The sequence below is a fragment of the Dokdonia sp. MED134 genome (genome assembly GCF_000152925.2).
Taxonomy (GTDB): domain Bacteria; phylum Bacteroidota; class Bacteroidia; order Flavobacteriales; family Flavobacteriaceae; genus Dokdonia.
The window spans coordinates 234100-258138 of sequence record NZ_CP009301.1 but is presented as its reverse complement, the minus strand read 5'-3'; the positions used below and the strand labels follow the sequence as shown (position 1 = coordinate 258138).

General features: G+C 38.9%; 18 protein-coding genes. 11 read left to right on the top strand and 7 right to left on the bottom strand.

Features of this window, described 5'->3' with window-relative positions:
* Positions 1-139: 139 nt before the first annotated feature.
* The 8 genes from MED134_RS01130 to MED134_RS01095 all read left to right on the top strand — a co-directional run bounded on the left by MED134_RS01130 (position 140) and on the right by MED134_RS01095 (position 10782).
* Positions 140-1141, top strand: coding sequence for an NADP-dependent oxidoreductase (locus tag MED134_RS01130; protein ID WP_021779226.1), 1002 nt, complete (start codon positions 140-142; stop codon positions 1139-1141).
* Positions 1142-1270: 129 nt separating this feature from the next.
* Entirely contained in the window at positions 1271-2218 is a 948-nt protein-coding gene (locus MED134_RS01125; protein ID WP_021779227.1) for a tRNA dihydrouridine synthase, read from the top strand.
* 48 nt (positions 2219-2266) lie between these two features.
* Positions 2267-4444 carry a B12-binding domain-containing radical SAM protein gene (locus tag MED134_RS01120; RefSeq protein ID WP_038600740.1) on the top strand — a complete coding sequence of 726 codons (2178 nt, stop codon included), beginning with the start codon at positions 2267-2269 and terminating at the stop codon, positions 4442-4444.
* Between the two features lie 140 nt (positions 4445-4584).
* Positions 4585-6327, top strand: coding sequence for an alpha-amylase family glycosyl hydrolase (locus MED134_RS01115; RefSeq protein WP_021779229.1), 1743 nt, complete (start codon positions 4585-4587; stop codon positions 6325-6327).
* 150 nt (positions 6328-6477) lie between these two features.
* Positions 6478-8028: a M20/M25/M40 family metallo-hydrolase gene (locus MED134_RS01110; protein ID WP_021779230.1), complete on the top strand. Its 1551-nt coding sequence runs from the start codon at positions 6478-6480 to the stop codon at positions 8026-8028.
* 25 nt (positions 8029-8053) lie between these two features.
* Positions 8054-8944 (top strand): dienelactone hydrolase family protein, encoded by an 891-nt coding sequence (locus MED134_RS01105; RefSeq protein ID WP_021779231.1) that lies wholly within the window; start codon positions 8054-8056, stop codon positions 8942-8944.
* Positions 8945-9028: 84 nt separating this feature from the next.
* The gene (locus MED134_RS01100; RefSeq protein WP_038596793.1) at positions 9029-9511 is read left to right on the top strand and encodes a nuclear transport factor 2 family protein; all 483 of its coding nucleotides are present in this window, start codon (positions 9029-9031) and stop codon (positions 9509-9511) included.
* Positions 9512-9522: 11 nt separating this feature from the next.
* The gene (locus tag MED134_RS01095) at positions 9523-10782 is read left to right on the top strand and encodes an MFS transporter (RefSeq protein WP_021779233.1); all 1260 of its coding nucleotides are present in this window, start codon (positions 9523-9525) and stop codon (positions 10780-10782) included.
* A 40-nt stretch (positions 10783-10822) separates the two neighbouring features.
* On the opposite strand, the gene MED134_RS01090 is transcribed toward MED134_RS01095, so the two are convergent.
* From MED134_RS01090 to MED134_RS01080, 3 genes are all read right to left on the bottom strand, one after another.
* Positions 10823-11689: a hydroxymethylglutaryl-CoA lyase gene (locus MED134_RS01090; protein ID WP_021779234.1), complete on the bottom strand. Its 867-nt coding sequence runs from the start codon at positions 11687-11689 to the stop codon at positions 10823-10825.
* A gap of 48 nt (positions 11690-11737) precedes the next feature.
* Positions 11738-13294 (bottom strand): NAD(P)/FAD-dependent oxidoreductase, encoded by a 1557-nt coding sequence (locus tag MED134_RS01085; protein ID WP_021779235.1) that lies wholly within the window; start codon positions 13292-13294, stop codon positions 11738-11740.
* Positions 13295-13393: 99 nt separating this feature from the next.
* On the bottom strand, positions 13394-13666 hold the full coding sequence (locus MED134_RS01080; RefSeq protein ID WP_038596790.1) for a hypothetical protein: 273 nt from the start codon (positions 13664-13666) through the stop codon (positions 13394-13396).
* 110 nt (positions 13667-13776) lie between these two features.
* Here MED134_RS01080 and MED134_RS01075 point away from each other — a divergent pair, with 110 nt between their 5' ends.
* Genes MED134_RS01075 through MED134_RS01065 form a run of 3 tightly spaced genes read left to right on the top strand, consistent with a single transcriptional unit; the run spans position 13777 to position 16398 of the window.
* A complete protein-coding gene (locus MED134_RS01075; protein ID WP_021779237.1) occupies positions 13777-14769 on the top strand; it encodes a transporter in 993 nt (330 codons plus the stop codon).
* A gap of 19 nt (positions 14770-14788) precedes the next feature.
* Complete coding sequence (locus MED134_RS01070; protein ID WP_021779238.1) at positions 14789-15928, top strand: GNAT family N-acetyltransferase; 1140 nt, start codon at positions 14789-14791, stop codon at positions 15926-15928.
* A gap of 23 nt (positions 15929-15951) precedes the next feature.
* Positions 15952-16398 (top strand): hypothetical protein, encoded by a 447-nt coding sequence (locus MED134_RS01065; RefSeq protein ID WP_021779239.1) that lies wholly within the window; start codon positions 15952-15954, stop codon positions 16396-16398.
* Positions 16399-16406: 8 nt separating this feature from the next.
* Here MED134_RS01065 and MED134_RS01060 read toward each other — a convergent pair whose 3' ends face one another.
* The 4 genes from MED134_RS01060 to MED134_RS01045 form a co-directional block, all read right to left on the bottom strand.
* Positions 16407-17273 (bottom strand): hypothetical protein, encoded by an 867-nt coding sequence (locus MED134_RS01060; protein WP_021779240.1) that lies wholly within the window; start codon positions 17271-17273, stop codon positions 16407-16409.
* Positions 17274-17385: 112 nt separating this feature from the next.
* Positions 17386-18387, bottom strand: coding sequence for a type I glyceraldehyde-3-phosphate dehydrogenase (gene gap, locus MED134_RS01055; RefSeq protein WP_021779242.1), 1002 nt, complete (start codon positions 18385-18387; stop codon positions 17386-17388).
* Positions 18388-18402: 15 nt separating this feature from the next.
* Positions 18403-19389: a 6-phosphofructokinase gene (pfkA, locus tag MED134_RS01050; RefSeq protein WP_021779243.1), complete on the bottom strand. Its 987-nt coding sequence runs from the start codon at positions 19387-19389 to the stop codon at positions 18403-18405.
* 202 nt (positions 19390-19591) lie between these two features.
* Complete coding sequence (locus MED134_RS01045) at positions 19592-23986, bottom strand: translocation/assembly module TamB (RefSeq protein WP_237747136.1); 4395 nt, start codon at positions 23984-23986, stop codon at positions 19592-19594.
* Between the last annotated feature and the right edge of the window lie 53 nt (positions 23987-24039).

Genomic DNA, 24039 nt, shown 5'->3' with positions numbered 1-24039 from the left:
TTCGCGAAAGCGTAATAAAACCCTATCTCAAAAGTACCTTAACTTCATATTTACAACCGGCGTTAAATAAAACCTAATATCACCTAGGGAATAGGAATTATACAACACAACTTGTACTTTAAATTAAAACTTAATAGATATGAATACTACAAAAGTTATACTACTTAAAAATAGACCGAGCGGCAAACCGTCATCTAGTGATTTTGAATTTACAGAAGAGCAAGTGCCAGAAATAAATGATGGTGAAATTCTCTTAGAAACTACATACGTCTCTGTAGATCCTTACTTAAGAGGAAGAATGCAAGATGCAAAATCTTACGTGCCGCCTTTTGAGCTTAATAAGCCTATACACTCTGGTGTAGTGGCAAAAGTAATAGCGACCAAAAATGATAACTTTAAAGAAGGAGATTATGTATCTGGAATGCTAGACTGGAAAGAGGTACAGAAATCTACTGGAGAAGAATTACATAAAGTGTCAAAAGACAATGCTCCCCTACCCGCATATCTCGGTACTCTGGGTATGACCGGTCTTACTGCATACTTTGGCCTTAAAGAAATAGGAAAACCTAAAGAAGGAGAAACCATACTCGTGTCTGGTGCAGCAGGCGCCGTAGGAAGTATCGTAGGGCAAATAGCAAAAATAAAAGGCTGCCGCGTAGTAGGTGTTGCAGGCTCTGATGAAAAGATAGAAAAGCTTAAGAAAGATTTTGGCTATGACGATGGCTTCAATTACAACACAGAAGATGATCTAAACGCTGCTATACAGAGAACCTGCCCAGATGGTGTAGATATATACTGGGATAACGTGGGAGGAGAACTCTCAGACGCTGTATTCTTTAATATTAACCAGAAAGCACGTATTATAAACTGTGGTGCAATTGCCGTATATAATGACAATAAAGTCCCTACGGGTGTGAGTCCGCAGGTGTTTTTAATTAAGAATAGTGCCTTGATGCAAGGATTTATAGTGTCTAATTATATGGATTCTTTTCCAGAAGGGGTACAACAACTTAGTAAGTGGTACGGAGAAGGTAAACTGCACCATGAAGATACTATTGTAGAAGGTTTTGAAAATATACCGCAAGCGTTTATAGACCTCTTTGATGGTAAAAACACCGGTAAGATGCTCGTAAAGATATAGACGAGATAACACCTATTATTATTGCACCCCTATGTAAGGCACAATGTCATACATAGGGGTGTAACTTTTTGTGCAAAATAACGAGACTAAGGTGTATTAAAATTATCTTCGCAGCAGATACTAGTTTTAATGAGTTACCACCTCCTTTCTTCGCCCTTACAGGGGTTTACAGATTTTCGTTTTCGCAATGCACAACAAAAATATTTTGGAGGTATAGACACTTACTATGCTCCTTACATACGACTTAATAAAAAACAAGTTATAAAAGGCTCTTACCAGCGAGACTTAAATCCAGAAGTAAACACATCGCTAGAGGTCATCCCGCAAGTAATGACGGCAGACCCAGATGACTTTATTTTTGTGATTAAATATATACAGTCGCTAGGTTATAAAGAACTTAACTGGAATCTAGGCTGTCCCTACCCTATGGTCACAAAAAGTGGTATGGGATCTGGACTTATTTGCAATACAGAAAAAATAGACCACATACTTGACCGTGCGCATACGGAAACAGATGTTACCATCTCAATGAAAATGCGACTAGGTTATGAAAGTCCAGAAGAGATTATTAATTCTTTTCCTATTCTTGAAAAATACCCGCTCAAGAGTGTGGCTATACACGCACGTCTAGGTAAGCAATTATATAAAGGCGGGGTAGATCTTGAGGGTTTTCAAAAATGTATAGACACGGCAAAACACAAATTATATTACAACGGTGATATCACAACGGTAGCACAGTTTAGAAAAATGAGAGCGCGCTTCCCTTCTATCGAGCATTTTATGATAGGTCGCGGTCTTATCGCAGATCCTTTTTTACCAAGTATGATTAAGGCAGATACTACTGCCTATCCAGAAAATAGATGGGCAATCTTTAGAGAGTTTCACGATGAGATTTATACACAATATGATGCTGCCCTCTCTGGCCCCACTCCTATCAAAATGAAAATGCAAGGCTTCTGGGAGTTTTTTGCACAGTCTACACACAACCCACAGAAGGTTTTTAAGGCTATAAAAAAAGCAAGCAACCCTATGAAGTATCAAAAAGCCGTAGGAGAAATAATCGCAGCACAACGATAGTAAGATATTAAGCTATCTTTGCACCTCACAAAAGAGCCTCTCAATCTATTGGAAGACGTATTACTCATAACACCACCCTTTACACAGCTTAACACGCCATACCCGGCAACAGCATACATAAAAGGTTTTCTTAATACTATAGATATCACAAGCTACCAGATGGATCTAGGTATTGAGGTAATACTCAATTTATTTACCAGTGATAGCTTTCAAGAAATATTTGATAGTGTTAAAACCCAAGACCTAGCACTCTCAGAAAATGCACAGCGCATACTTGCACTTAGCTCACAGTACGTGCAACCGTTAGATAGAATAATTGCCTTCTTACAAGGTAAAAACCAGACCCTTGCTAGACTCATTTGTACAGATAACTTCTTACCGCGTGCCTCTCGTTTTGAGCAACTAGATGATCTCTCTTGGGCTTTTGGTGAGATGGGAATGCAAGACAGAGCAAAGCATCTTGCTACCTTGTATCTAGAAGATTTATCAGATTTTCTAGTAGAATGTGTGGACCCAAATTTTGGCTTTAGTAGATATGCAGAACGTCTAGGTCAAAGCGCAAATAACTTTGACGAGTTATATAACGAGTTACAGCAAGAACTCACATATATTGATGAGATAACAATTGGGTTGCTAGAAGCCCGCTTTCGCGAAAGCGTTCCAAAACTAGTACTACTCTCAGTACCTTTTCCCGGAAATTTATACAGCGCCCTGAGATGTGGTGCTTACATCAAAGAAAATTACCCGGAGGTAAAAGTGGCTATGGGCGGCGGGTTTCCTAATACAGAGCTACGCTCTATTACAGATTCCAGAGTTTTTGAGTTTATAGATTTTATCACTCTAGATGATGGCGAGCTACCTGTTGCACTGCTCATAGATGCAGTGATACATAAAGTAGAAAACCCAACCTATAAACGTACGTTTCTCATAGAAAATGGTGCTGTGGTTTATAAAAATAACACGGCAAGACAAGACTATAAGCAAGCACAAGTAGGAACTCCAGATTATAATGACTTACTACTAGATGAGTATATCTCTGTGGTAGAGATTGCAAACCCTATGCACAGCCTCTGGAGTGATGGAAGGTGGAACAAGCTCACAATGGCACACGGATGCTACTGGGGTAAATGTACTTTTTGTGATATCTCACTAGACTACATAAAGATTTATGAACCTGTTGCAGCACGGACGCTTGTAGACCGTATGGAAGCGCTTATCGCTCAAACGGGCGAAAACGGTTTTCACTTTGTAGATGAAGCTGCTCCTCCGGCTCTTATGAAAGCCGTAGCATTAGAAATACTGCGTAGAGGGCTTGTAGTAACCTGGTGGACAAATATTAGATTTGAAAAAAACTTTACTGCAGATCTATGTCTACTTCTTAAAGAATCTGGATGTATTGCCGTGTCTGGAGGGCTTGAAGTAGCTTCAGATAGGCTACTTAAACTTATAGACAAAGGCGTGACGGTTGCACAAGTGGCACAAGTTACTCGCAACTTTACAGCGGCAAATATTATGGTGCACTCCTACCTTATGTATGGATATCCCACACAGACGGTACAAGAAACGGTAGATAGCCTTGAGATGGTGAGACAGCTCTTTGAGCTAGGTATTATACAATCTGGATTTTGGCATCAGTTTGCGCTCACAGCTCACAGTCCTGTAGGGCAAGATCCAGAAGCATATGGCGTGACACCCCATTATAACGAGATTACCTTTGCAAATAATGATATAGACTTTACAGATAGCACAGGGATAGACCACGCTAGCTTTAGCTACGGACTCAAGAAATCGCTCTTTAATTATATGCACGGTATAGGCTTTGAGATGCCGTTACAAGACTGGTTTGATTTTGATATTCCTACATCTACTATAGATCCATATTACATAGAAGACTGTCTCAACACAGAGGCAAATCTAAGTATAAAACCTACGGCAAAAATAGTTTGGATAGGTACAACGCCTATCGTGAGTTACTTCTCAAAGAAAAAGAGACAGCTTGCCACGCTCCTATTTCACACCACAAGTGACGAGTTTACGATTACTCTCAGTGAGGAAGAAGCGAGATGGATTATTGCTATACTACCGGCTCTAAGCCCCCAGAGTGAGCAGCTAATGACTTTCTCAAAACTTAAAAACTCGTATGAAGAACAGTTTGAGCACTTTGAGCTTTTTTGGTTTTCAAAACCTCTGGAAACACTTAAAGAAAAAGGACTTTTAGTGCTGTAACTTCTTTTTATAGCTTACTACGGGTACTATAGCATACAACATTATAATTGTAGGTGCATATCTATTTGTGACTAGCTAAGTTTCTTTATTTTTAACTACTCAAACACGGTCTTTAGCTGTTAACACAAAGAACTACCGATATGACAAAAAATACTTCGCAAATCCCTAACGGCGTTATGCTCAACGCATATCCAGATAGCATAGGTACTAACCTCAGTGATATCATTACATTGCTTCAAGAACCAGCGCTTAAGGATGTATTTTCATTATTTTATGTTTTACCTACCTTTTTTAATAGTGATTTAGACAGAGGGTTTTCTATCATAGATTACAATATTAATAAAGAGCTTGTGTCTCAAGCAGATCTTGACGCACTTAAAGAGCTAGATATTATGCTCAAATTTGACATTGTGCTCAACCACCTTTCTGTAGGTTCTCCACAGTTTAAGGATATATTAAAAAACGGTGACGCATCACCTTATAAAGACTTCTTTATAGACTGGAATAACTTTTGGAAAAATCATACCGCAAGTTATAAAGATGGCGTAGCAGTTCCAGAAAAGCAATACCTAGACAAGTTATTTATGCGTAAGCCAGGCTTACCTGTGCTTAACGTACTTTTTCCAGACGGCACAGAACGCCCTTACTGGAATACTTTTTACCAAAAAATCACCCTACAACCCATTACTCTTGAAGACATAGCACATCTAGGTCTATCACAAGATGATAAAGATCACGCTATAACTCTTATTAATGAGACCATTGAGGCAGGAGGAATACTAGAGGAATTACGCTTTCGCGAAAGCGTACAACCCCACAAGCAAGATGTATTAAACATAGTACATAAAAATAGATCATACCTAGGCCAGATGGATGTAAATGCAAATGCGCCAGAAGTGTGGGATTTTTATGATGAAACACTTCGCAAGGTGGCAAGTTTTGGATGTAAGATACTACGTCTTGATGCCTTTGCTTACTTACATAAAGAAGTAGGACAGACTAACTTTTTTAATAAACCCGGCACCTGGACCTACTTAGAGCGCATACGCCAGATTGCCGAAAAGTATGATCTTACCCTTTTACCAGAAATACACTCAGAGTATGGACTAGGTCTACACAACGAGGTGGCAAGCGAGGGATATCAGATTTATGATTTTTTCTTTCCGGGTCTAGTGATTCATACCATTGAGACTGGTGATAATACGGCGCTCACAAAATGGGCAACAGAAGTTGTTACAAAGGGCTATAAGACAGTAAATATGCTAGGTTGCCACGACGGAATCCCTGTTTTAGACCTTAAGGGCATCATAGATAAAGAAGGAAATACACACCAAGGACTACTTAAAGACCAAGAGATTGAGCATATTATAGATACGATACTTGACCGTGGTGGTCGCGTTAAAAATATATATGACCCAGAGGGTAATAAAATCTCATACTACCAAGTAAATGCAACCTTTTACAGTGCGCTAGGTGAAGATGATAATAAGCTACTACTGGCAAGAGCCTTACAAATATTTATGCCAGGTATCCCACAGGTGTGGTACCTAGACCTCTTTGCAGGTAAAAATGACTATGCCGCCGCAGATGCTGCCGGGACAGGTGGTCATAAAGAGATAAACCGCACAACTCTTACTCAAGAAGATATTGCATCTGGCTTACAGAAACCAGTGGTACAAATGCAACTAGCGATGCTACGATTGCGTAACACATCTCCTGCTTTTAATGGTACGATGGCTATATCAAACAGTACTACAAACGAAATGGGTATCACGTGGTCTAATGATGTAAACAAGGTTGTATTACAAGCAAACCTTAAAACAAATCGCTTTAAAATCTCATACCAAGAGAATGGTGAGAACGTAGTTATCACTAATGAGTAGGGCGAATTTTGCTTTCGCGAAAGCGGCAACTTTATCCCTTAAACTTTAAGCACCGGCTAGTCATTACAAAGCATATATGAGGTTAATTGCCTCTTTTTCTAATTGAGTTTGATTTATCATTCGTAACTTCTACGTCTAAAATCAATCCAAATGAAAATACGTATTACTTCACTTGTACTTTGTATGCTTATGGGCTCAATACTCACAGCTCAGAGAGACAATGCTACGGTGCAGGCTTTAATAAAGGAAGCCACACAAAATTCACAGTTAGAATCGCTTGCCCACCAGATCACAGATGTGCTTGGTCCAAGACTTGTGGGTACACCACAAATGCAAGCTGCAAATGACTGGGCTGTACAACAATACGCATCTTGGGGTATAGAGGCTCGCAATGAGCAATGGGGAGAATGGCGAGGATGGGAACGAGGAATTTCTCACATAGATATGCTTGAGCCCAGAGTACAGAGTTTAAGAGGTACGCAACTAGCCTGGAATCCAAGTACTTCAAAGGAAGGTGTTACTGCAGAGGTTATCACCCTACCTACTATTAAAAACGCAACGGAGTTTAAAAAATGGCTGCCAACCGTAAAGGGTAAGATTGTTCTTATTTCAAAACCGCAAATCACGGGACGTCCAGATTATAACTGGGAAGAGTTTGCTACCGAAAAGTCGTTTGCCAAAATGAAAAAACAACGCGACTCTCTATCAAACTTATGGAATGACAACATACAGCGCACGGGATACACAAGTAGAGGTTTACCAGAAGCATTAGAAAATGCAGGAGCCGTAGGTATCGTAACTTCTAACTGGTCAAGAGGTTTTGGAGTTAATAAGATATTTAGTGCTAGAACAAAAGGAATACCTACTGTAGATCTTGAACTAGAAGATTACGGTATGCTTTATAGACTATCTGAATCTGGTAATACTCCTAAAATTAATATTACAGCAATCTCAAAAGAACTGGGTACCGTGCCCACATTTAATACCATAGCAGAAATAAAGGGGACAGAAAAGCCAGAGGAGTATGTCATATTATCGGCTCATTTTGACTCTTGGGATGGTGGTACAGGAGCTACAGACAATGGAACGGGTACGCTTGTAATGATGGAAGCTACGCGTGTACTTAAAAAAATCTATCCTAACCCAAAACGTACTATACTAGTAGGTCATTGGGGAAGTGAAGAACAAGGGCTTAATGGCTCAAGAGCCTTTGTAGAAGATCACCCAGAAATTGTGGCAAAAGTGCAAGCATCATTTAATCAAGATAATGGCACAGGTCGTGTTGTGCGCCTTAATGGTGGCGGGTTCTTACGTAGTTATGATTATTTAAACAGATGGCTAAATGCTGTACCTAAAGAAATAACAGATGAGATAGAAACTACATTTCCTGGTGCGCCAGCACGAGGAGGGTCAGACTACGCTTCATTTCAAGCTGCTGGAGCTCCAGGGTTTAGTCTCAGTAGTTTGAGCTGGTCGTACTGGAATTATACGTGGCACACCAACCGTGACACTTATGACAAGATAGTTTTTGATGATGTACGCAATAATGTAATCCTTACTGCAATACTTACATATATGGCTAGTGAAGATCCAGAATTTACCTCTCGTGAGCAAGCAGTGCTCCCACTAGATAGAAGGTCTGGTAAACAAAGAGAATGGCCTACGCCTCGTTCTCCCATAAGAAAAGGAGGACTTGATTAACTCATAATAATTAAACACCTATTATATGAAACCACTACGCAAAGAAGATATCTCACAAGAAGTTTTTGACCTTTATGATGACTATGCTCACAATAAAATAGATCGCAGAGTTTTTATAGAGCGATTATCGGTATTTGCTGTAGGTGTGGTGACCCTTCCAGCGCTCTTGAGTTTTATAAGTCCAGATTATGAGACTACACAAACGGTCTCAAAAAATGATCCTACCATAGAAACTGTTTTTATAAACTATGACTCACCAAAAGGAGGTGGGTCTATCAAGGCGCTATATAGTAAACCTGCAAATGCTTCTGGCAAATTACCAGGGGTCATTGTGGTGCACGAGAACAGAGGTCTTAATCCTTATATAGAAGATGTAGGCAGGCGCACTGCAAAGGCAGGGTTCTTATCACTAGCTCCAGATGCACTATCGCCGCTGGGCGGCTATCCTGGTAATGATGATGAGGGTCGTGCAATGCAACGCAAGAGAGATAGACTGGAAATGCTAGAAGATTTTATTGCAGCATATCACCATCTCAAAAATCACAAAGATTGTAATGGCAAGGTAGCTGTTGTAGGCTTTTGTTTTGGCGGATGGATTTCTAATATGATGGCTGTACTCGTCCCAGATCTTTCTGCTGCGGTCCCATTTTATGGTAGACAACCAGACGATGAGCAAGCCGCAGAAGTAAAAGCACCACTACTACTTCAATATGGTGGTCTTGATGAGCGTGTTAACGCTGGATGGCCTGCTTATGAGAAAGTACTCACAGCAAATAATATCCCGCATACCGCACATTTTTATGAAGGTGCAAATCACGGTTTTCATAATAATACAACACCTAGATATGATGAGAAAGCTGCAACTCTAGCCTGGGATAGAACAATTGCTTTTTTTAATAAGTATCTTACAGCCTAATCGCTGTATACTTAGAATGCAAGAATAGAAAACCGCTATAGTTATTATATAAACTTAATGACGCTTTCGCGAAAGCAAAAAAATATGAATATCATAGAGACTTTTTATAAATCATTTCAAGAAGGTAATGCCAGCGGGATGACTGCTTGCTATGACGATAATATCGTATTTTCAGATCCTGCATTTGGAGAGCTTCAAGGCAATCGAGCAAAGGCTATGTGGCATATGCTTATAGAACGCTCAAACGGCGCTATGACTATAGATTATAGTGATGTTCAAGTTTCTGGTAATACAGCAACAGCAAAATGGACGGCTCATTATACCTACGGCCCAAAAAAGCGAAAGGTTGTAAACCACGTCCAAGCGGCGTTTGAGCTTCAAGATGGAAAAATTATAGCACATCACGACACCTTTGATATGTACACGTGGTCAAAACAGGCACTGGGCACTCCAGGACTACTTTTAGGTTGGACAGGCTTTATGCGTAAAAAAATCCAACAGAAAACAAACGGCTTACTCGACGCTTATATGAGGCGTAATAGTTCTAAAAACTATCAAACTATTTAATACACAGCTCTGTGCAAAGTACCATACGTTATCAATCTCCTTTTTACATTATACTACTTGTACTAGCTGGCGAGGCAGTATTTATACTTCCTTTTGTACTAGCAAGAGTTTTTAGAGCAACAGTGCTTGACGTATTTCAAATTACAAATACAGAACTAGGCTATTGCTTCTCCATTTACGGGATTATAGCTTTAATATCATACATCATAGGCGGCCCACTAGCCGATAAATATCCGCCAAAAAATCTAATGGGTATAGGTCTTATACTCACAGCTCTGGGCGGGATAGTATATGCTAGTAATCCTTCATTGCTTACTCTGCAGGTACTTTACGGCTTCTGGGGGTTTACGACTATATTTTTATTTTGGGCTGCGATGATTAAAGCTACGCGTGTATGGGGTGGAGCTAGCAACCAAGGTAAAGCCTTTGGTTTTCTAGACGGCGGTCGTGGTCTGGTAGGCGCATCTTTTGGGTTGCTTGGGGTCGTTATCTTCTCACTTTTTATAGTAGGAGATAATGTAGCGCTTACAAGTGCACAGCAAGTAGAAGCTTTCCAAACTATTGTATATGCCTCTTCTGCAATAGTAGCTCTGGTAGGTATTATTGTACTCTTATTTTTGAAAACTAATGTGCCTCAACAAGAAAATAACACGCAAATCATTACGCTAGATGCTATAAAAACAGTCCTTAAACTACCATCTGTGTGGTTACTTATGACCATCATTTTATGTGCCTATGTAGGTTATAAAATCACAGACATCTTCTCTCTATATGCAAAAGATGTGATGAATTATAGCGAGGTAGACGCCGCAAAGACGGGTACATTTTTACTATTTATAAGGCCGCTAGTGGGTGTTATCGTTGGTTTTCTGGCAGATAGGTCGCGTGCCTCACTCTACCTATGTATGGGTTTTGCACTATCTATTATAGGAGCCATACTTTTTGCCTCAGACATACTTAGTGAAGATAATACCGTACTTTTCTTCTTAACCATCATCATCACAGCTCTTGGAGTTTATGCAGCACGAGTCCTCTACTTTGCTGTTATGCAAGAGGGCAAAATACCGCTTAAGTTAACCGGTACCGCGGTGGGTATTATCTCATTTATAGGCTATACTCCAGATATTTTTGCAGGACCTATGATAGGGTATTACCTTGATGGTATTCCTGGTAAAGAAGGTCACTTTGCTGTTTTTTGGATGCTAGCCATCTTTTCGGCAGTGGGGCTTTTGGCGTCTATTGCCTTTTATAGATTTGCTCGTAGGGAGTAAGATTACGCTTTCGCGAAAGCGTCCTTAAAACTATTTTCTTCTAGTGATATTTTTGAAATATTTTGAGCGCCTCGTTATAGCTGCTCTCAAAACTCATCGTATTGATATTATCATATGCTTGTACAGAGGCAAAGTAAGAAACTAGCTTCTCTGTAGGCATATTACCGGTAAGGTCATCTTTTGCCATAGGGCAACCGCCAAAACCTTGTATTGCTCCATCAAAACGCACACAACCTGCCTTGTAAGCGGCATCTACCTTTTCGTGCCAGGTAGTAGGTGTGGTATGTAAATGTGCACCAAATTCTATATTTGAGTACCTTGGTATTAAGTTAGAAAAAAGGTAGTCTATAGTTTCTGGGTCTGAGGTTCCTACCGTGTCAGATAGTGATAATATCTTAACTCCCATCTTACTTAGTCGTTCTGTCCACTCCCCTACGATATCAACATTCCAAGGGTCTCCATATGGATTTCCAAAGCCCATTGATATGTAAACTACAAGCTCTTTATTTTTTGAGTCTGCGAGCTCTATAATGTCTTGTAGTAAATCTATAGACTGGTCTATGGTTTTATGCGTGTTACGCATTTGGAAGTTTTCTGAGATAGAAAAAGGATAACCTAGATAGTCTACCATCTCGTGTTGTACAGCATCTTGCGCACCACGCAGGTTTGCGACTATGGTAAGGAGTTTACTGTCTGTTTTTGAGAGGTCAAGGCTATGCAATACTTCTGCAGAGTCTTTCATCTGAGGGATTGCCTTAGGAGACACAAAGCTACCTACGTCTATCGTATCAAAACCACAACGCAGTAGCGACTGGATATACTGGATTTTAGACTCCGTAGGAATCCAATCTTTTATGCCTTGCATCGCGTCACGAGGACACTCTATTATTTTTACCTTTTTACTCACTTTGTAAAAATAGGATTTTAAAAACGGACTTGTAAGAGTTGTGTTACTTTACGCCTGCTTCTTTTCAATAATCTTATCAACACAATTTATACCATCTATGGCTGCAGAGATGATACCCCCAGCATATCCAGCTCCTTCCCCGCAAGGATAAAGGCCTTTTACCTCTACGTGCTCTAGGGTTTCCCACTCACGCGGTATGGATACGGGTGATGACGTTCTACTCTCTGGTGCGTGTATTACGGCATCATTAGTAAGGTAACCCTTCATCTTTCTACCATAAGCTCTAAACGCCTTCTTTAAACGTTTAGATAAAATATCTGGTAAAACTTTATTGAGATCTACAGAAACAATACCGGGTTGATACGACGTCTTTGGGAAGTTTTTTGAGACACGACCGTCTACAAAGTCCCGCATACGCTGTGCCGGTGCTGCTTGCGTTTTTCCTGCGGCTTCCCAGCAAGCACGCTCTACAGACTTTTGAAAATCAAGACATACAAAGGGATCATCCTTTTTATAATTAGGCAAATCTTCTGGAGTTACACTCACGACAATACCTGAGTTTGCATACGGATTATCACGCTTAGATGGACTCCAGCCGTTTGTCACTACCTCTTCTTGACTTGTTGCACAAGGTGCTATAATACCCCCTGGACACATACAAAAAGAGTAGACCCCCATACCGTCTACCTGCTGTACTAGACTATAAGACGCTGGAGGTAAATAAGGATTATCACCATCTGAGTGATACTGTATATCATCTATAAGTTCTTGCTGGTGCTCTATACGTACACCTATGGCAAATGGCTTTGCCTCAATCTTAATATTACGCTTATGGAGTAAGTAAAATATATCTCTCGCCGAGTGACCAGTTGCTAGTATCACATTATCAAAATCTAGCCAGTCTGTATCGTTTACTTGTATAGCGATAATCTGGTTATCCACCACTTTGAGATCTGTAAGCTTCGTATCAAAACGTACTTCACCGCCGTGTGCTATAATAGCCTCACGCATTGCGGTAATAATTTTAGGAAGCTTGTTTGTACCTATGTGAGGATGTGCATCTACCAGTATATCTTCTACCGCGCCAAAGTGTACAAACCACTCTAGAGCTTTAAGTACATTACCACGCTTTTTTGATCGTGTATAAAGCTTTCCGTCTGAGTAAGTGCCTGCGCCTCCTTCTCCAAAACAATAATTTGAATCAGGATTAACAATATGATCTTTGTTTATAGCCGCAAGATCTCGTCTTCTAGCTCTTACATCTTTACCACGCTCAAAAATTATGGGTTTTAGTCCGCCTTCTACGGCGCGTAATGCGGCATACAATCCAGCAGGACCAGCTCCTATAATGGCTATCTCTGGAGCGTTAGAAACATCTTGTGGTACAAATGGAGGGATACTAGGTCGCTCCTCGCCTTTTTTCCAAAACTCTATTTGTAGTGATATTTTTACCGGTGATTTACGAGCGTCTATAGAGCGCTTACGTATATCCCACTCACGCACATCGTCTGCACGAAGTCGGGCTTTTTTAAAAGCAACCTCTGCGATGTAGTCATCATCTTCGGCTTGGTGTGGGAGAACATTTATTTGTACAAGTGTAGACATAGCGCAAAGATAAGTGCTTTGCAATCTTGAAGTGCCTAATGACTCTAAAAAATGGTTATAGAAATGTGGTTTTACGCTTTCGCGAAAGCGTACTCAACATTAATCTATTTCCTCATAGTCTACATACTCTCCTACTACTTTTGAAGATTTTTTAGGAACATCTCTTGTAGGCTCTTGTTGTGATTGCCCATATTGTTGAGTCTGTTGCTGGAAGCCTTTAAAGGCATTTTCCATTTTCTGACCGGCTTTTTTTGTAATGTACCGTACAATGTATGGCCAAGCTAATTTTGCCAAGAAACGAAGCCCAAAATATACCAGAAGTATGATGGCAATCGTTTTAATAAAACTTGGAATTTCTGCAACTAGCAGCATAATCTTTACTTTTTTTTCAAAATTAGTAATTATAGCTTGCAACAAAGAGATGTAGAAGCCTAAAAAAAAGATAAATTCTTCTATATTTGAACGACTAACCCATAACCTTTATGCACACCGTACGTATTATTGTTACTCTATTAATTTGTGTCGCTACAACAAGCTCCATTACAGCACAATACACAGAGACAATTAACTCAAACAGACCTGGAGAATCTCAAGGCGCTTTTAGTGTAGGGACTCGTGTTTTACAGGTAGAAACTGGTTTTGACATTGGGAATGACACCCACTCGCTTTTACAAACTGATACAGATATACTGGGGTATAACCTCAATTTACGTTACGGTTTATTTTTTGAAAAACTAGAGCTTAACGGGTTTATGAGATACCAGCGCAATGAGGTATCATTTATTTCTGGATCTGCCACGCCAGATGTTATCGCAGGACTAGAGACGGTACAAATAGGTGCTAAATATCTTATTTATGACCCATATAAATATGCTAGTGACGAGGTAAATCTATATAGTTACCACGCAAATAGACGTTTTAAATGGAAGTCACTCATCCCTGCTGTAACAGTATATGCTGGAGGTGTTTTTGATTTTGAAAACAGCCAGTTTAATTCTATACGTGAGGATGGTATTAGTCCTAACTTAGCCCTTATACTCCAGCATAACTGGGGTCGCTGGGTGTGGGTAAATAATATTATAGTAGATAGAGCAGGTACCACATACCCTACTAACTCTTGGATTACAACCTTAACACACTCCTTTAATTCAAAATTTGCTGGCTTTGCAGAGTACCAGCTTATAGATGGTGATCTATATGCAGATTATCTAGTACGAGCGGGAGCTGCATATCTTATCACAAAAAATCTACAAGTAGACCTTAGTGGTCTGGCAAACTTTAAAGACACCCCTACCCGCTGGAACGTCTCTGCAGGAGTTTCTTATAGACTAGATTTACACGAGAAGGATGAGATTATAAAAGATAGAGATGCAGATGGTGACAAAAAGAGCTCATCAAAGCGTCAAGCAGAGCGCATAAATAAAAACAAAAAACGTAAAGATGCAGTAGATCCTGACGGTGACGGCATTAAATAATACCCCCTAAATATTGCAGATGATTACGCTTAAGGAAATGATTACCCCTAAAGAACTTAAACAATTTGTTAAGTTCCCATTTTCCCTATATAAAGATGAACCTAAGTGGGTACCTCCCATCATAGCAGATGAGCTAGATAGTATGGACCCAGCAAAAAATCCTGTGTTTAAAAATGCAGAGGCACGTTATTTTCTCGCTTTCGCGAAAGCGGAAAACGGAAAACAAGAAGCCGTAGGAAGAATTTGTGCTATCATCAATCATATAGAAATCAACGAGCAAAAGAAACCTAAAATGCGTTTTGGCTGGTTTGATGTAATAGATGACATAGAGGTGACTAAAGCACTGTTATCCAAAGTCTCAGAGATAGGAAAAGAAAACAATCTTGAGTTTGTAGAAGGACCGGTAGGTTTTTCTAATATGGAGAAAGCAGGATTGCTTATAGAGGGATTTGAGTATCTCAACACAATGATTACTTGGTATAACTACCCATATTACAAGGATCACTTTGAACAACTAGGTTTTGAAAAAGCTGCCGAATGGGTTGAATATAAAATTCAAATAGACCCACCAGAAAAGCAGAACCCAAAAGTGAAGAAATTTGCAGATATTATTGCAAAGCGTTACGAGCTTAGCCCACTAGAGTTTAAAACCTCTGCAGATGTAAAGCCGTATGTAGATGAGATGTTTGGGTTGCTTAATAAAACCTATAATACTCTTAGCACCTTTGTACCTATACAGCAGTATCAAATAGATCACTATAAGGAGAAATATATAAAATATATTCATCCAGATTTTATAAAGTGTGTACAAGATAAGGAGGGTAAACTCGTTGCTTTTGCTATTACAATGCCATCTTTTAATGAAGCCCTTAAAAAAGCAAATGGATCGCTCTTTCCCTTTGGGTTTTATCACTTGCTTAAAGCAAAAAAGAAAAATGACACTGCTGCCTTCTACCTTATAGGTATTGATCCAGAGTATCAAAACAAAGGAGTTACGGCTGTTATTTTTCAGAAAATGCAGGAACTATTTAACTCTAGAGGGATTACTCAAGTTGAAACAAACCCAGAACTAGAAGAAAATAAAGCCATACAACAGCTCTGGAAAAATTACGAACACAAGCTTCACAAACGTAGAAGAACCTACCGTAAGGATTTATAGCACTTAATACGGCTGACACAATTATGATAGATTCACTAAGCCTCGTAGGTCTTGCAGTAGATGCGGCTCTTGTCGTACTTATTGTAATCGTACAGCTTATAATATACCCTAGCTTCTTATATTATAATCGTGACAATCTTGTAAACTGGCATAACAAGTATACAGGTAAGATTGCTGTAGTAGTAGGGCCGCTTATGGTCATACAACTTTTACTAGCCGTTTATACGGTAGTTACCGGTGGCTTATATATGATAGGGACTATTTATCTAGTCTTTGTATTATCTACCTGGGTTACCACTGCACTTATATTTGTACCGTTACATAAAAAAGTGACCCAAAACACTCACACAGATGGAGATCTTAGGTCACTTGTTTCAAAAAACTGGATACGTGTTGTTTTATGGGTTATAATTCTCTGTATAACGGTAGTAAAACTTAATATACTCCAGCTGTTTTCTTTTTATAATTAACAGTGTTGCTACTTGGCAAGTATGTGTTCTTTATGATGCGCAACGAGGCCATCTATAGGTCGCTTAAGAATCTTACCAGCTGTAAGTCCAAAACTATTCAATACTTCTTTGAGTTCTGCTTGTAAATAAAAACCTATAGAACCTACAAAGTGTATAGGTATGTCTTTTGCATCTGGAAACTGAAGAACAATCTGGTGTTCTACAAATACAGAAAGCCCTTCCTTGATGACGCTCTGGCAATACTCCTCATCTTTATTTTCAATAATGAAACGTGCAAAGGTTGCTAGATATGTATTAGGGTTAGGATTTTTATAAAGGTGATTCTTTATGTTTTCTGAACTTAAATCATATTCTGACTCAAATTTTTGGGCTAGCACTTCTGGTATTTTCCCGAACTTATAATCACGTATAAGTTGACGTCCAAAGTAATTACCACTAGCATCATCCATTACTACATAACCTAGAGAAACTACTTTCTGAATGATGTCTGTACCATCAAAATAACTACAGTTTGACCCTGTACCTAGTATAGAGACAATACTTCTCTCTCCCTCTGTGGCTGTAGCATATAATGCTGCATACGTATCTTCTTTAAGAACAATATCAGTAGCTTGAGTAAATATCTCATCAAAAACACTTCTCATTAATACACGAGGGCGCTCTGTACCACAACCAGCACCATAGAAGTAAAGTGCTTTTACATCTTTTCTATGTTTATAAAGCTCAAAGTTGTTTACAATACGTTCTCTTAAAATTTCTCGAGATAAAACTTGAGGATTTAATCCTAAAGTTTGTGTTTGGAAAAGACTTTTACCATCATCAGTTAGCGCAATCCAATCTGTTTTTGTCGAACCGCTATCTACTACTAAAATCATATAATACGTGTATGAAGAAAAATAATATAAAAACGCTTTTACAGCAATATACACCTACCTCCTATTTAAGAGCAGCTAAGTATATATTACTACAAAAGCGCGTTAATGCATCTTAAAGTGTATTTACTTTTTCTGCAAGATCAACGAGTTTGTTTGAGTATCCAAACTCATTATCATACCAAGATACAAGCTTGAAAAAAGTTGGGTTTAACTCTATTGCACTATCTGCATCAAATACAGAAGTACGTGTCTCGCTTACAAAATCTTGAGATACAACTGCATCTTCTGTATAACCTACCACACCTTTCATAGATCCTTCGGCAGCATCTTTAAATGCTTTTTTAATAGCTTCTATAGACGTTGCTTTTGAAGTCTTCACAGTTAAGTCTACCACAGAAACATCTGCCGTAGGTACACGGAAAGCCATCCCTGTAAGTTTTCCATCTACTGCTGGTAGTACTTTCCCTACTGCTTTTGCAGCTCCTGTAGATGTAGGTATAATATTATTTAAAGCACTACGGCCTAGACGGTAGTTCTTGCGGCTAGGTGCGTCTACTACAAATTGTGTAGAAGTACCTGCGTGTATTGTAGTCATAAGGGCCTCTTCAAGACCAAAGTTATCTTCTATAACTTTTGCCATAGGTGCTAGACAGTTTGTAGTACAAGACGCGTTAGACACTACGGTATGTTCTGCCGTAAGATCTCCATCATTTACTCCCATTACAAACATAGGTGCATCTTTAGAAGGCGCAGATATTACGACTTTCTTTGCTCCACCCTCTATATGGTAATTTGCAGTTTCTAGAGTCGTAAAGATACCCGTACACTCTGCTACAACATCTGCTCCAGCTTCATCCCACTTAAGGTTTTTAGGGTCACGCTCTGCAGTAACACGTATAGTTTTACCGTCTACAACAAGGTGCCCATCTTTTACCTCTACAGTTCCATCAAAACGTCCGTGTACAGAGTCATATTTAAGAAGGTACGCTAGGTGATTTACATCCAGTAAATCGTTTATTGCTACTACATCTACATTATCACGCTTTACTGTCGCTCTAAATACGATACGTCCAATACGTCCAAAACCGTTTATTCCTAATTTTAAATTTGCCATTGTTCTTCTCTATTATTATGTGGTCATTATCTCTGACACACGGATTAATTCTTTATTTATTTTACTCTCACCCTTAATTGCTTGTTCTAGCGGTGTAAGGGTCATTGTATCGTGTATGGTACCTACCATATAATTACTTTTTCCTTCTATAAGACTCTCTACAGCCTTTACTCCCATACGGCTAGCTAGCACGCGATCATAGCAAGTAGGAGATCCTCCTCGCTGCATATGCCCTAGTACAGAAACACGTACGTCATACCCCTCAAGATTTTCATCTACATAATCTTTAAGTTCAAAAACAGATTTCCCTATTTTATCACCTTCGGCTACGACAACGATACTTGATGATTTTCCAGATATTTTAGACCGCTGTAGTGATTCTACTAGTCGTTCTATACCCATATCTTCTTCTGGTATTAAAATCTCTTCGGCACCAGCACCCACCCCAGCGTTAAGAGCAATGTGACCTACATCGCGGCCCATTACTTCTACAAAAAAGAGCCTATCGTGTGAGTGTGCAGTATCACGTATTTTATCTATAGCATCTACAGCAGTATTAAGTGCTGTATCATACCCTAGTGTGCGATCTGTACCACTTATATCATTATCTATTGTACCAGGTATACCTATCACTGGGAAGTCAAACTCTGCGTTAAAATGAAGTGCTCCTGTAAATGTACCGTCACCACCTATTACTACAAGTGCATCTATACCTGCCTTTACCATCTGGTTATGAGCAATCTGCCTACCATCTGTAGTTCTAAAACGCTCGCACCTGGCAGATTTTAAAAAGGTTCCTCCTTTATTAATTATACCACGTACACTTCTTGCGTCTAGCGGAATAAAATCACCCTCAATCATACCGTCATACCCTCTGTGTATCCCTACACATTCTAACTCGTGATAAGCACAAGTACGTACAACAGATCTTACTGCAGCATTCATTCCTGGGGCGTCTCCTCCAGAGGTCATAACTGCTATTTTGGTGATTTTTTTACTCATATAAGCACAATTTTAGATTAAATTTAGCAAACTTAATGTAGAAAAATCAATGAATTGGGGTGTAATTTATTGGATTGTCAATTTCAAACGTTTTCGGTTGAAAAGTTTTTTGGAATTCTTAATTATGACACATTAAAAAGAGGCCGAAAATGATGAAATGGGAAGAATTACGCTTTCGCGAAAGCGTAAAAAAAGACTTTTCCTATTTATTAAATTGAACGCCATCTGGTCCAATCTTTTTTGGGACATCTCTTTCGCCTTGAGCTTGAAGAACAGCTTCTTCTACTTTGCCTTTAAATACTTTACGTAGTAGTTCTTTAAAAGTATTAAAATCTACAGCATATGAAAGTCCCACTCCTTGGGTATAACCTTCTATCTCTCCTATAAACTGGATATCTGTCTGGCGATTGAAAACTTTTGCTCGTAACGTTCCATCTTCATTAAGTAAGAAATCTATCTCTACATCACCCACAATCACACTCTCACTAATACCTCCTGTAGGGACACCTACTTTACCATTTATAAGAACTCGGTTTGTGATTTGAGTAGACAGGGTCACTCCTACTCTACCTGCAGACTGGATATTTGCCGTAGGGTCACGCTCTGCTTGTACAAGATCTACTCCCACGTCAAAAATACTATCGTCATCATTAAAGAGAATACCAGATAGTATAGAAGATGTAGTCTCAAGTAGATTATTTACAGCCGCAGTAGCGGTATTTACACTTGCCGAACTTAGGAACGCTCCCTGTGAAACAAGAGATATAGCGTTAAGCTCTTTTGCATTACGGTCTTGTAATAAAAATTCTAACTCTGACACCACGGTACTACCAGCACCAGGAAACTCAATATCAAAAGTAATATCTGGCTTTAACAGCTCTCCTGCTAGGTTAATAATTACGTTTACTGGTATTTTTCTATTTACGGTAGAAGTTTCTAGTAATGTACTTGGGTTAGCCTGCGTTCTATAGATTGCGCTTACATCGAGTATAGCTTTTGCTGGATCACCATCCCAGCGTATGTTTGCATCCTGTTGTAATATAAAGTCTTTTGTTACAATACCTCCGTAACGGAAATTAAAAACACCTTCGGTGGCAATAAAATCCCCATTCATTATAAACTTACCATTGGTATCAAGTTGTATAAGTAAGGTACCTACTCCTCTCCCTCTCAAGGTACTTCCATTAGTTTTATCTACAACCACCTCTACCTCTGCATCTGGATCAATATCTAAATCAAAGTTTACAGAAAGACCTTTTACCGCTTCTGTGATAATTTTCTCACCGTTAATACGAGCCTCTTTTTCTTCTGGACTTAAAAACTTTATGTAGGAGTTGTCACCTAGAGTTTCTGAGTCATCTATAGGGATTTTAAAAACGGTGCCCTTGGCAGTTTCTCCAAAAACGTCTATCACTAGATTATCTGTAGGGCCTTTTATAAAAGCCTCTCCTTCTAGAAAAGCTGTACCATAATAGAGCGACTCTAGATCTTCTTCGGTATCGAGTACGGCAATTCGAGAGGCGCTTATACCTAAATCGAGTTTCCAATCATTAAAGGACTTGTGGCTTATCTTACCATTAAGAACACCTAAGGTTTTATACTTGATATCTTCCAGTTGTACAGCTTGAAACTCGAACTCTTGTTTTCTTAAAACAACATTTGAAATACCTCTAAAATCATAATCCACATTGAGATAAGGAATTTGTAAACCTGCATCTTTTAAGGTCAAATTACCATTTATCTCAGGGTTGCGATAGTCTCCCTCTACTTTTGCATTACCACTCACTAAGCCACGTATTCTATCTATCACGCCCTGTCCCATAGGGTTAAATGGGCTTAAATCAAGATCTTTAAGGCCCACAGCCATATCTATAATAGGTATAGTGCCTGCAGCATCTATAGTCCCATTTGCTGTAAAGGATTTTAATCCCTCACGTGCAAGGCGAGACTCAATCTCATATTTTGATAAAGTTGCATTACCTCTTACATTTATATCTAGCTGCCCAAGGTTAGTCTCATTTACAGAGAAGTCTGAAATTGCTAGAGAGGTAACAGGTAAATAAGCACCATTTTTCTGAAGTACATCTAGCTGTCCATTAATGCGTCCTCCCAGGTTGAGACTATCGAGCTCTGGAGTTACTTTGGCTAGATCTACGTTTTTAAAATTTGCTTTTATATTCTTATAGGTGCTATCACGTATCTGGCCTTTAAGATCAATAAGCTCATCTTTATGACTTAACACCAAGGTCTTAATATCTATATCTTTAAAGTTATTATCAAATACGACACTGTTATTCTGGTCGTTTTTTTCGTTTATAAACCAAGGCGTATCCTTGAATACAATTTCAGATTTTTTAAAACCTAATACCGAGTTTCCTTCTTCATTAATAGTATGATATAATGACAAATCAAAAGAGTCATCATTGCGCTTACCACCCGTAAACTCTGAGCGCATAAAGAGTGTATCTTTAAGAGTCACATTAATTAGGTTAAAGTCTGATACCGCATAAAATCCTGCGTTTATACTATCTGCAGCGACGTATGTATTAAATAGTGGGTTTTTGTTATCTACACGTACTTCTATAGCTTCTGCCATATACCCAAAGGCATCTATTTGCGGTGACTTAAAGGTGAGTTTAAACTCAGAGTCGTCTGCCACCACACTACCTCTTATAATAGTTTCTGGCTCAAGTTTTAAATCTGGCACAAATACTTCTACAATCTTATTATAGATCGTAAACTCAAAATCCATAAACTGATTTTCTGTGAGAATCTCAGGTTGATAATTTGTATATAAACTACCTATGGCATTTTTAAAAAGTGGCACCACTTCGCCAAATTTATAAATACCACTCACCTCACCACTTATTATGTCTGTAGAGTTTATAGCAATGGTACGCACTTGTTTTTTATCAAACTTTGAGGTGATCTCAAAATCTTTAAAACTGTAAGTGTTGTTTTTGTTTTGGTAACTCGCATCTTCAAAAGAAATACGACCATACATATTCTCAATACCAGTACCCCTCATATCTACAACCACGTTACCTTTAAGTACAGAGATACTGTCGTTTATAAAATTAAGAGAAACAAGGTCTGCATAATCTATTTGTGCTTCTAGGTCGTAACTATTGATCTCTTTTGATATATCTACAAGACCATTAAACTTACCACGAGCATTAGGATCATCTATAAGCACTTCTCCGTCAAAAACCGGAGCCTTAAGATTTCCAAATATGGTAATATCCTTATAATCATAATCATTGTAGCCTATACTTGCTATAGTACCAGAAAGCTTAGTATTAATAGTCTCTTGTATAAACCCTTTACCGTCTACATCTAGATTAAAAGTTGCCTTACCCAGCCTATCGTCATTAAGTAACTTTCCTAAGTTAAAATCATCTACCATTACAGTACCTTCATATCCAGCATTTTCGGCATCTTGTAAGCCTGTCATTGCCAGGTCTAGGTTAACGGTACCTAAATCTGTACCTATAACGCCCTCTGTAACTACAGTAGCTCTTGTAAGGCTATTTTTACCTGCAAAGCGTATTGTACCTAGCTGCGTCATCTCTGTAGGTAGGGTTTCCAGTGGTTTTGGGAGTAACTTTTTAAGGTCAAAATAATTTGTTTGCACACTTTTATAATCACCACTAATTCTAAACTTGTTACTGTCTAGCAAATTTTCAAAAAAGACATCTCCACGTATTATAGAGTTCCCCAGACCTCTCACCTCGAGATTAGGTACTCTAAAATCATTGAGGTAGCCGGAGAGATCTCCTTGTATGCTCAAGGTAACATCTGGTGCAATGTCATTGTAAAATGGGCGTATATCATTTGTTGATATTTCCGCTTTCGCGAAAGCGGCCTTTACCTCTACCAGCGTGTTAAAATCGTCTAGTGCTCCGTCTGAGGTATCTAAGGTAATGTCACCTTCAAGTGAAGAATCATCTGTAGTTAATGAAAAATCGTTGAGAGAAATTAAATCTGGATCGTAGTGAAATATACCATCTAGTGTTCTAATCTGGTATCCTTTTATAGCATCAAAAGAGAGCGAAGTTATATGTGCATCAACAGTTTGATTATTTATAACAAAATCTTCCCACTCTGTAGTGAGATTTTGGTAATCTAACACAAAGGGATCGTTAAGCTCCTCATTTATATACATAAATCTACCATCGGTAATGAGCACATCGTCTGATGCTAATAGAAAATTTGTGTTTCCTTGAGAATTATTTGAAGCAAATTTACGTGAGAAGATTGTAAGGTTATCTGAGGTGTCTCCTTCATATTTAGTAAGGTAAAACCGTGCACCCTCTAGACTTATATCACCTAGATCAAGATCACTATCTAATACCTTTTTAACACTGTAAACACTTGTGGCAAGCTCACGCACATAGATCATTGTATCATTTTTATGATCTCTTATGAGAGTACCTTTTACTAGTACATCACCATTCCATTTAAGGCCTACACGCTCTAGGTGTATTTCTGTACCATATTTTTCATTAATACGATCTGTCGCATTTTTTGCAATATGCGTTTGTACAGCTGGAATAGAAAAAAGTAGCACGATGAGCCCAAATAGTAAGAACAACACCAAAAGCGTGCGAAGTGCTATTTTTTTAAATTTCTTGATAGGGCTTATTGTTT

What these genes read in the sequence shown, in the direction of transcription:
- MED134_RS01130 (WP_021779226.1), top strand. Translation starts at nt 140, where the DNA reads ATGAATACTACAAAAGTTATACTACTTAAAAATAGACCGAGCGGCAAA.
- MED134_RS01125 (WP_021779227.1), top strand. Translation starts at nt 1,271, where the DNA reads ATGAGTTACCACCTCCTTTCTTCGCCCTTACAGGGGTTTACAGATTTT.
- MED134_RS01115 (WP_021779229.1), top strand. Translation starts at nt 4,585, where the DNA reads ATGACAAAAAATACTTCGCAAATCCCTAACGGCGTTATGCTCAACGCA.
- MED134_RS01110 (WP_021779230.1), top strand. Translation starts at nt 6,478, where the DNA reads ATGAAAATACGTATTACTTCACTTGTACTTTGTATGCTTATGGGCTCA.
- MED134_RS01105 (WP_021779231.1), top strand. Translation starts at nt 8,054, where the DNA reads ATGAAACCACTACGCAAAGAAGATATCTCACAAGAAGTTTTTGACCTT.
- MED134_RS01100 (WP_038596793.1), top strand. Translation starts at nt 9,029, where the DNA reads ATGAATATCATAGAGACTTTTTATAAATCATTTCAAGAAGGTAATGCC.
- MED134_RS01085 (WP_021779235.1), bottom strand. Translation starts at nt 13,294, where the DNA reads ATGTCTACACTTGTACAAATAAATGTTCTCCCACACCAAGCCGAAGAT.
- MED134_RS01080 (WP_038596790.1), bottom strand. Translation starts at nt 13,666, where the DNA reads ATGCTGCTAGTTGCAGAAATTCCAAGTTTTATTAAAACGATTGCCATC.
- MED134_RS01075 (WP_021779237.1), top strand. Translation starts at nt 13,777, where the DNA reads ATGCACACCGTACGTATTATTGTTACTCTATTAATTTGTGTCGCTACA.
- MED134_RS01070 (WP_021779238.1), top strand. Translation starts at nt 14,789, where the DNA reads ATGATTACGCTTAAGGAAATGATTACCCCTAAAGAACTTAAACAATTT.
- MED134_RS01065 (WP_021779239.1), top strand. Translation starts at nt 15,952, where the DNA reads ATGATAGATTCACTAAGCCTCGTAGGTCTTGCAGTAGATGCGGCTCTT.
- MED134_RS01060 (WP_021779240.1), bottom strand. Translation starts at nt 17,273, where the DNA reads ATGATTTTAGTAGTAGATAGCGGTTCGACAAAAACAGATTGGATTGCG.
- gap (WP_021779242.1), bottom strand. Translation starts at nt 18,387, where the DNA reads ATGGCAAATTTAAAATTAGGAATAAACGGTTTTGGACGTATTGGACGT.
- pfkA (WP_021779243.1), bottom strand. Translation starts at nt 19,389, where the DNA reads ATGAGTAAAAAAATCACCAAAATAGCAGTTATGACCTCTGGAGGAGAC.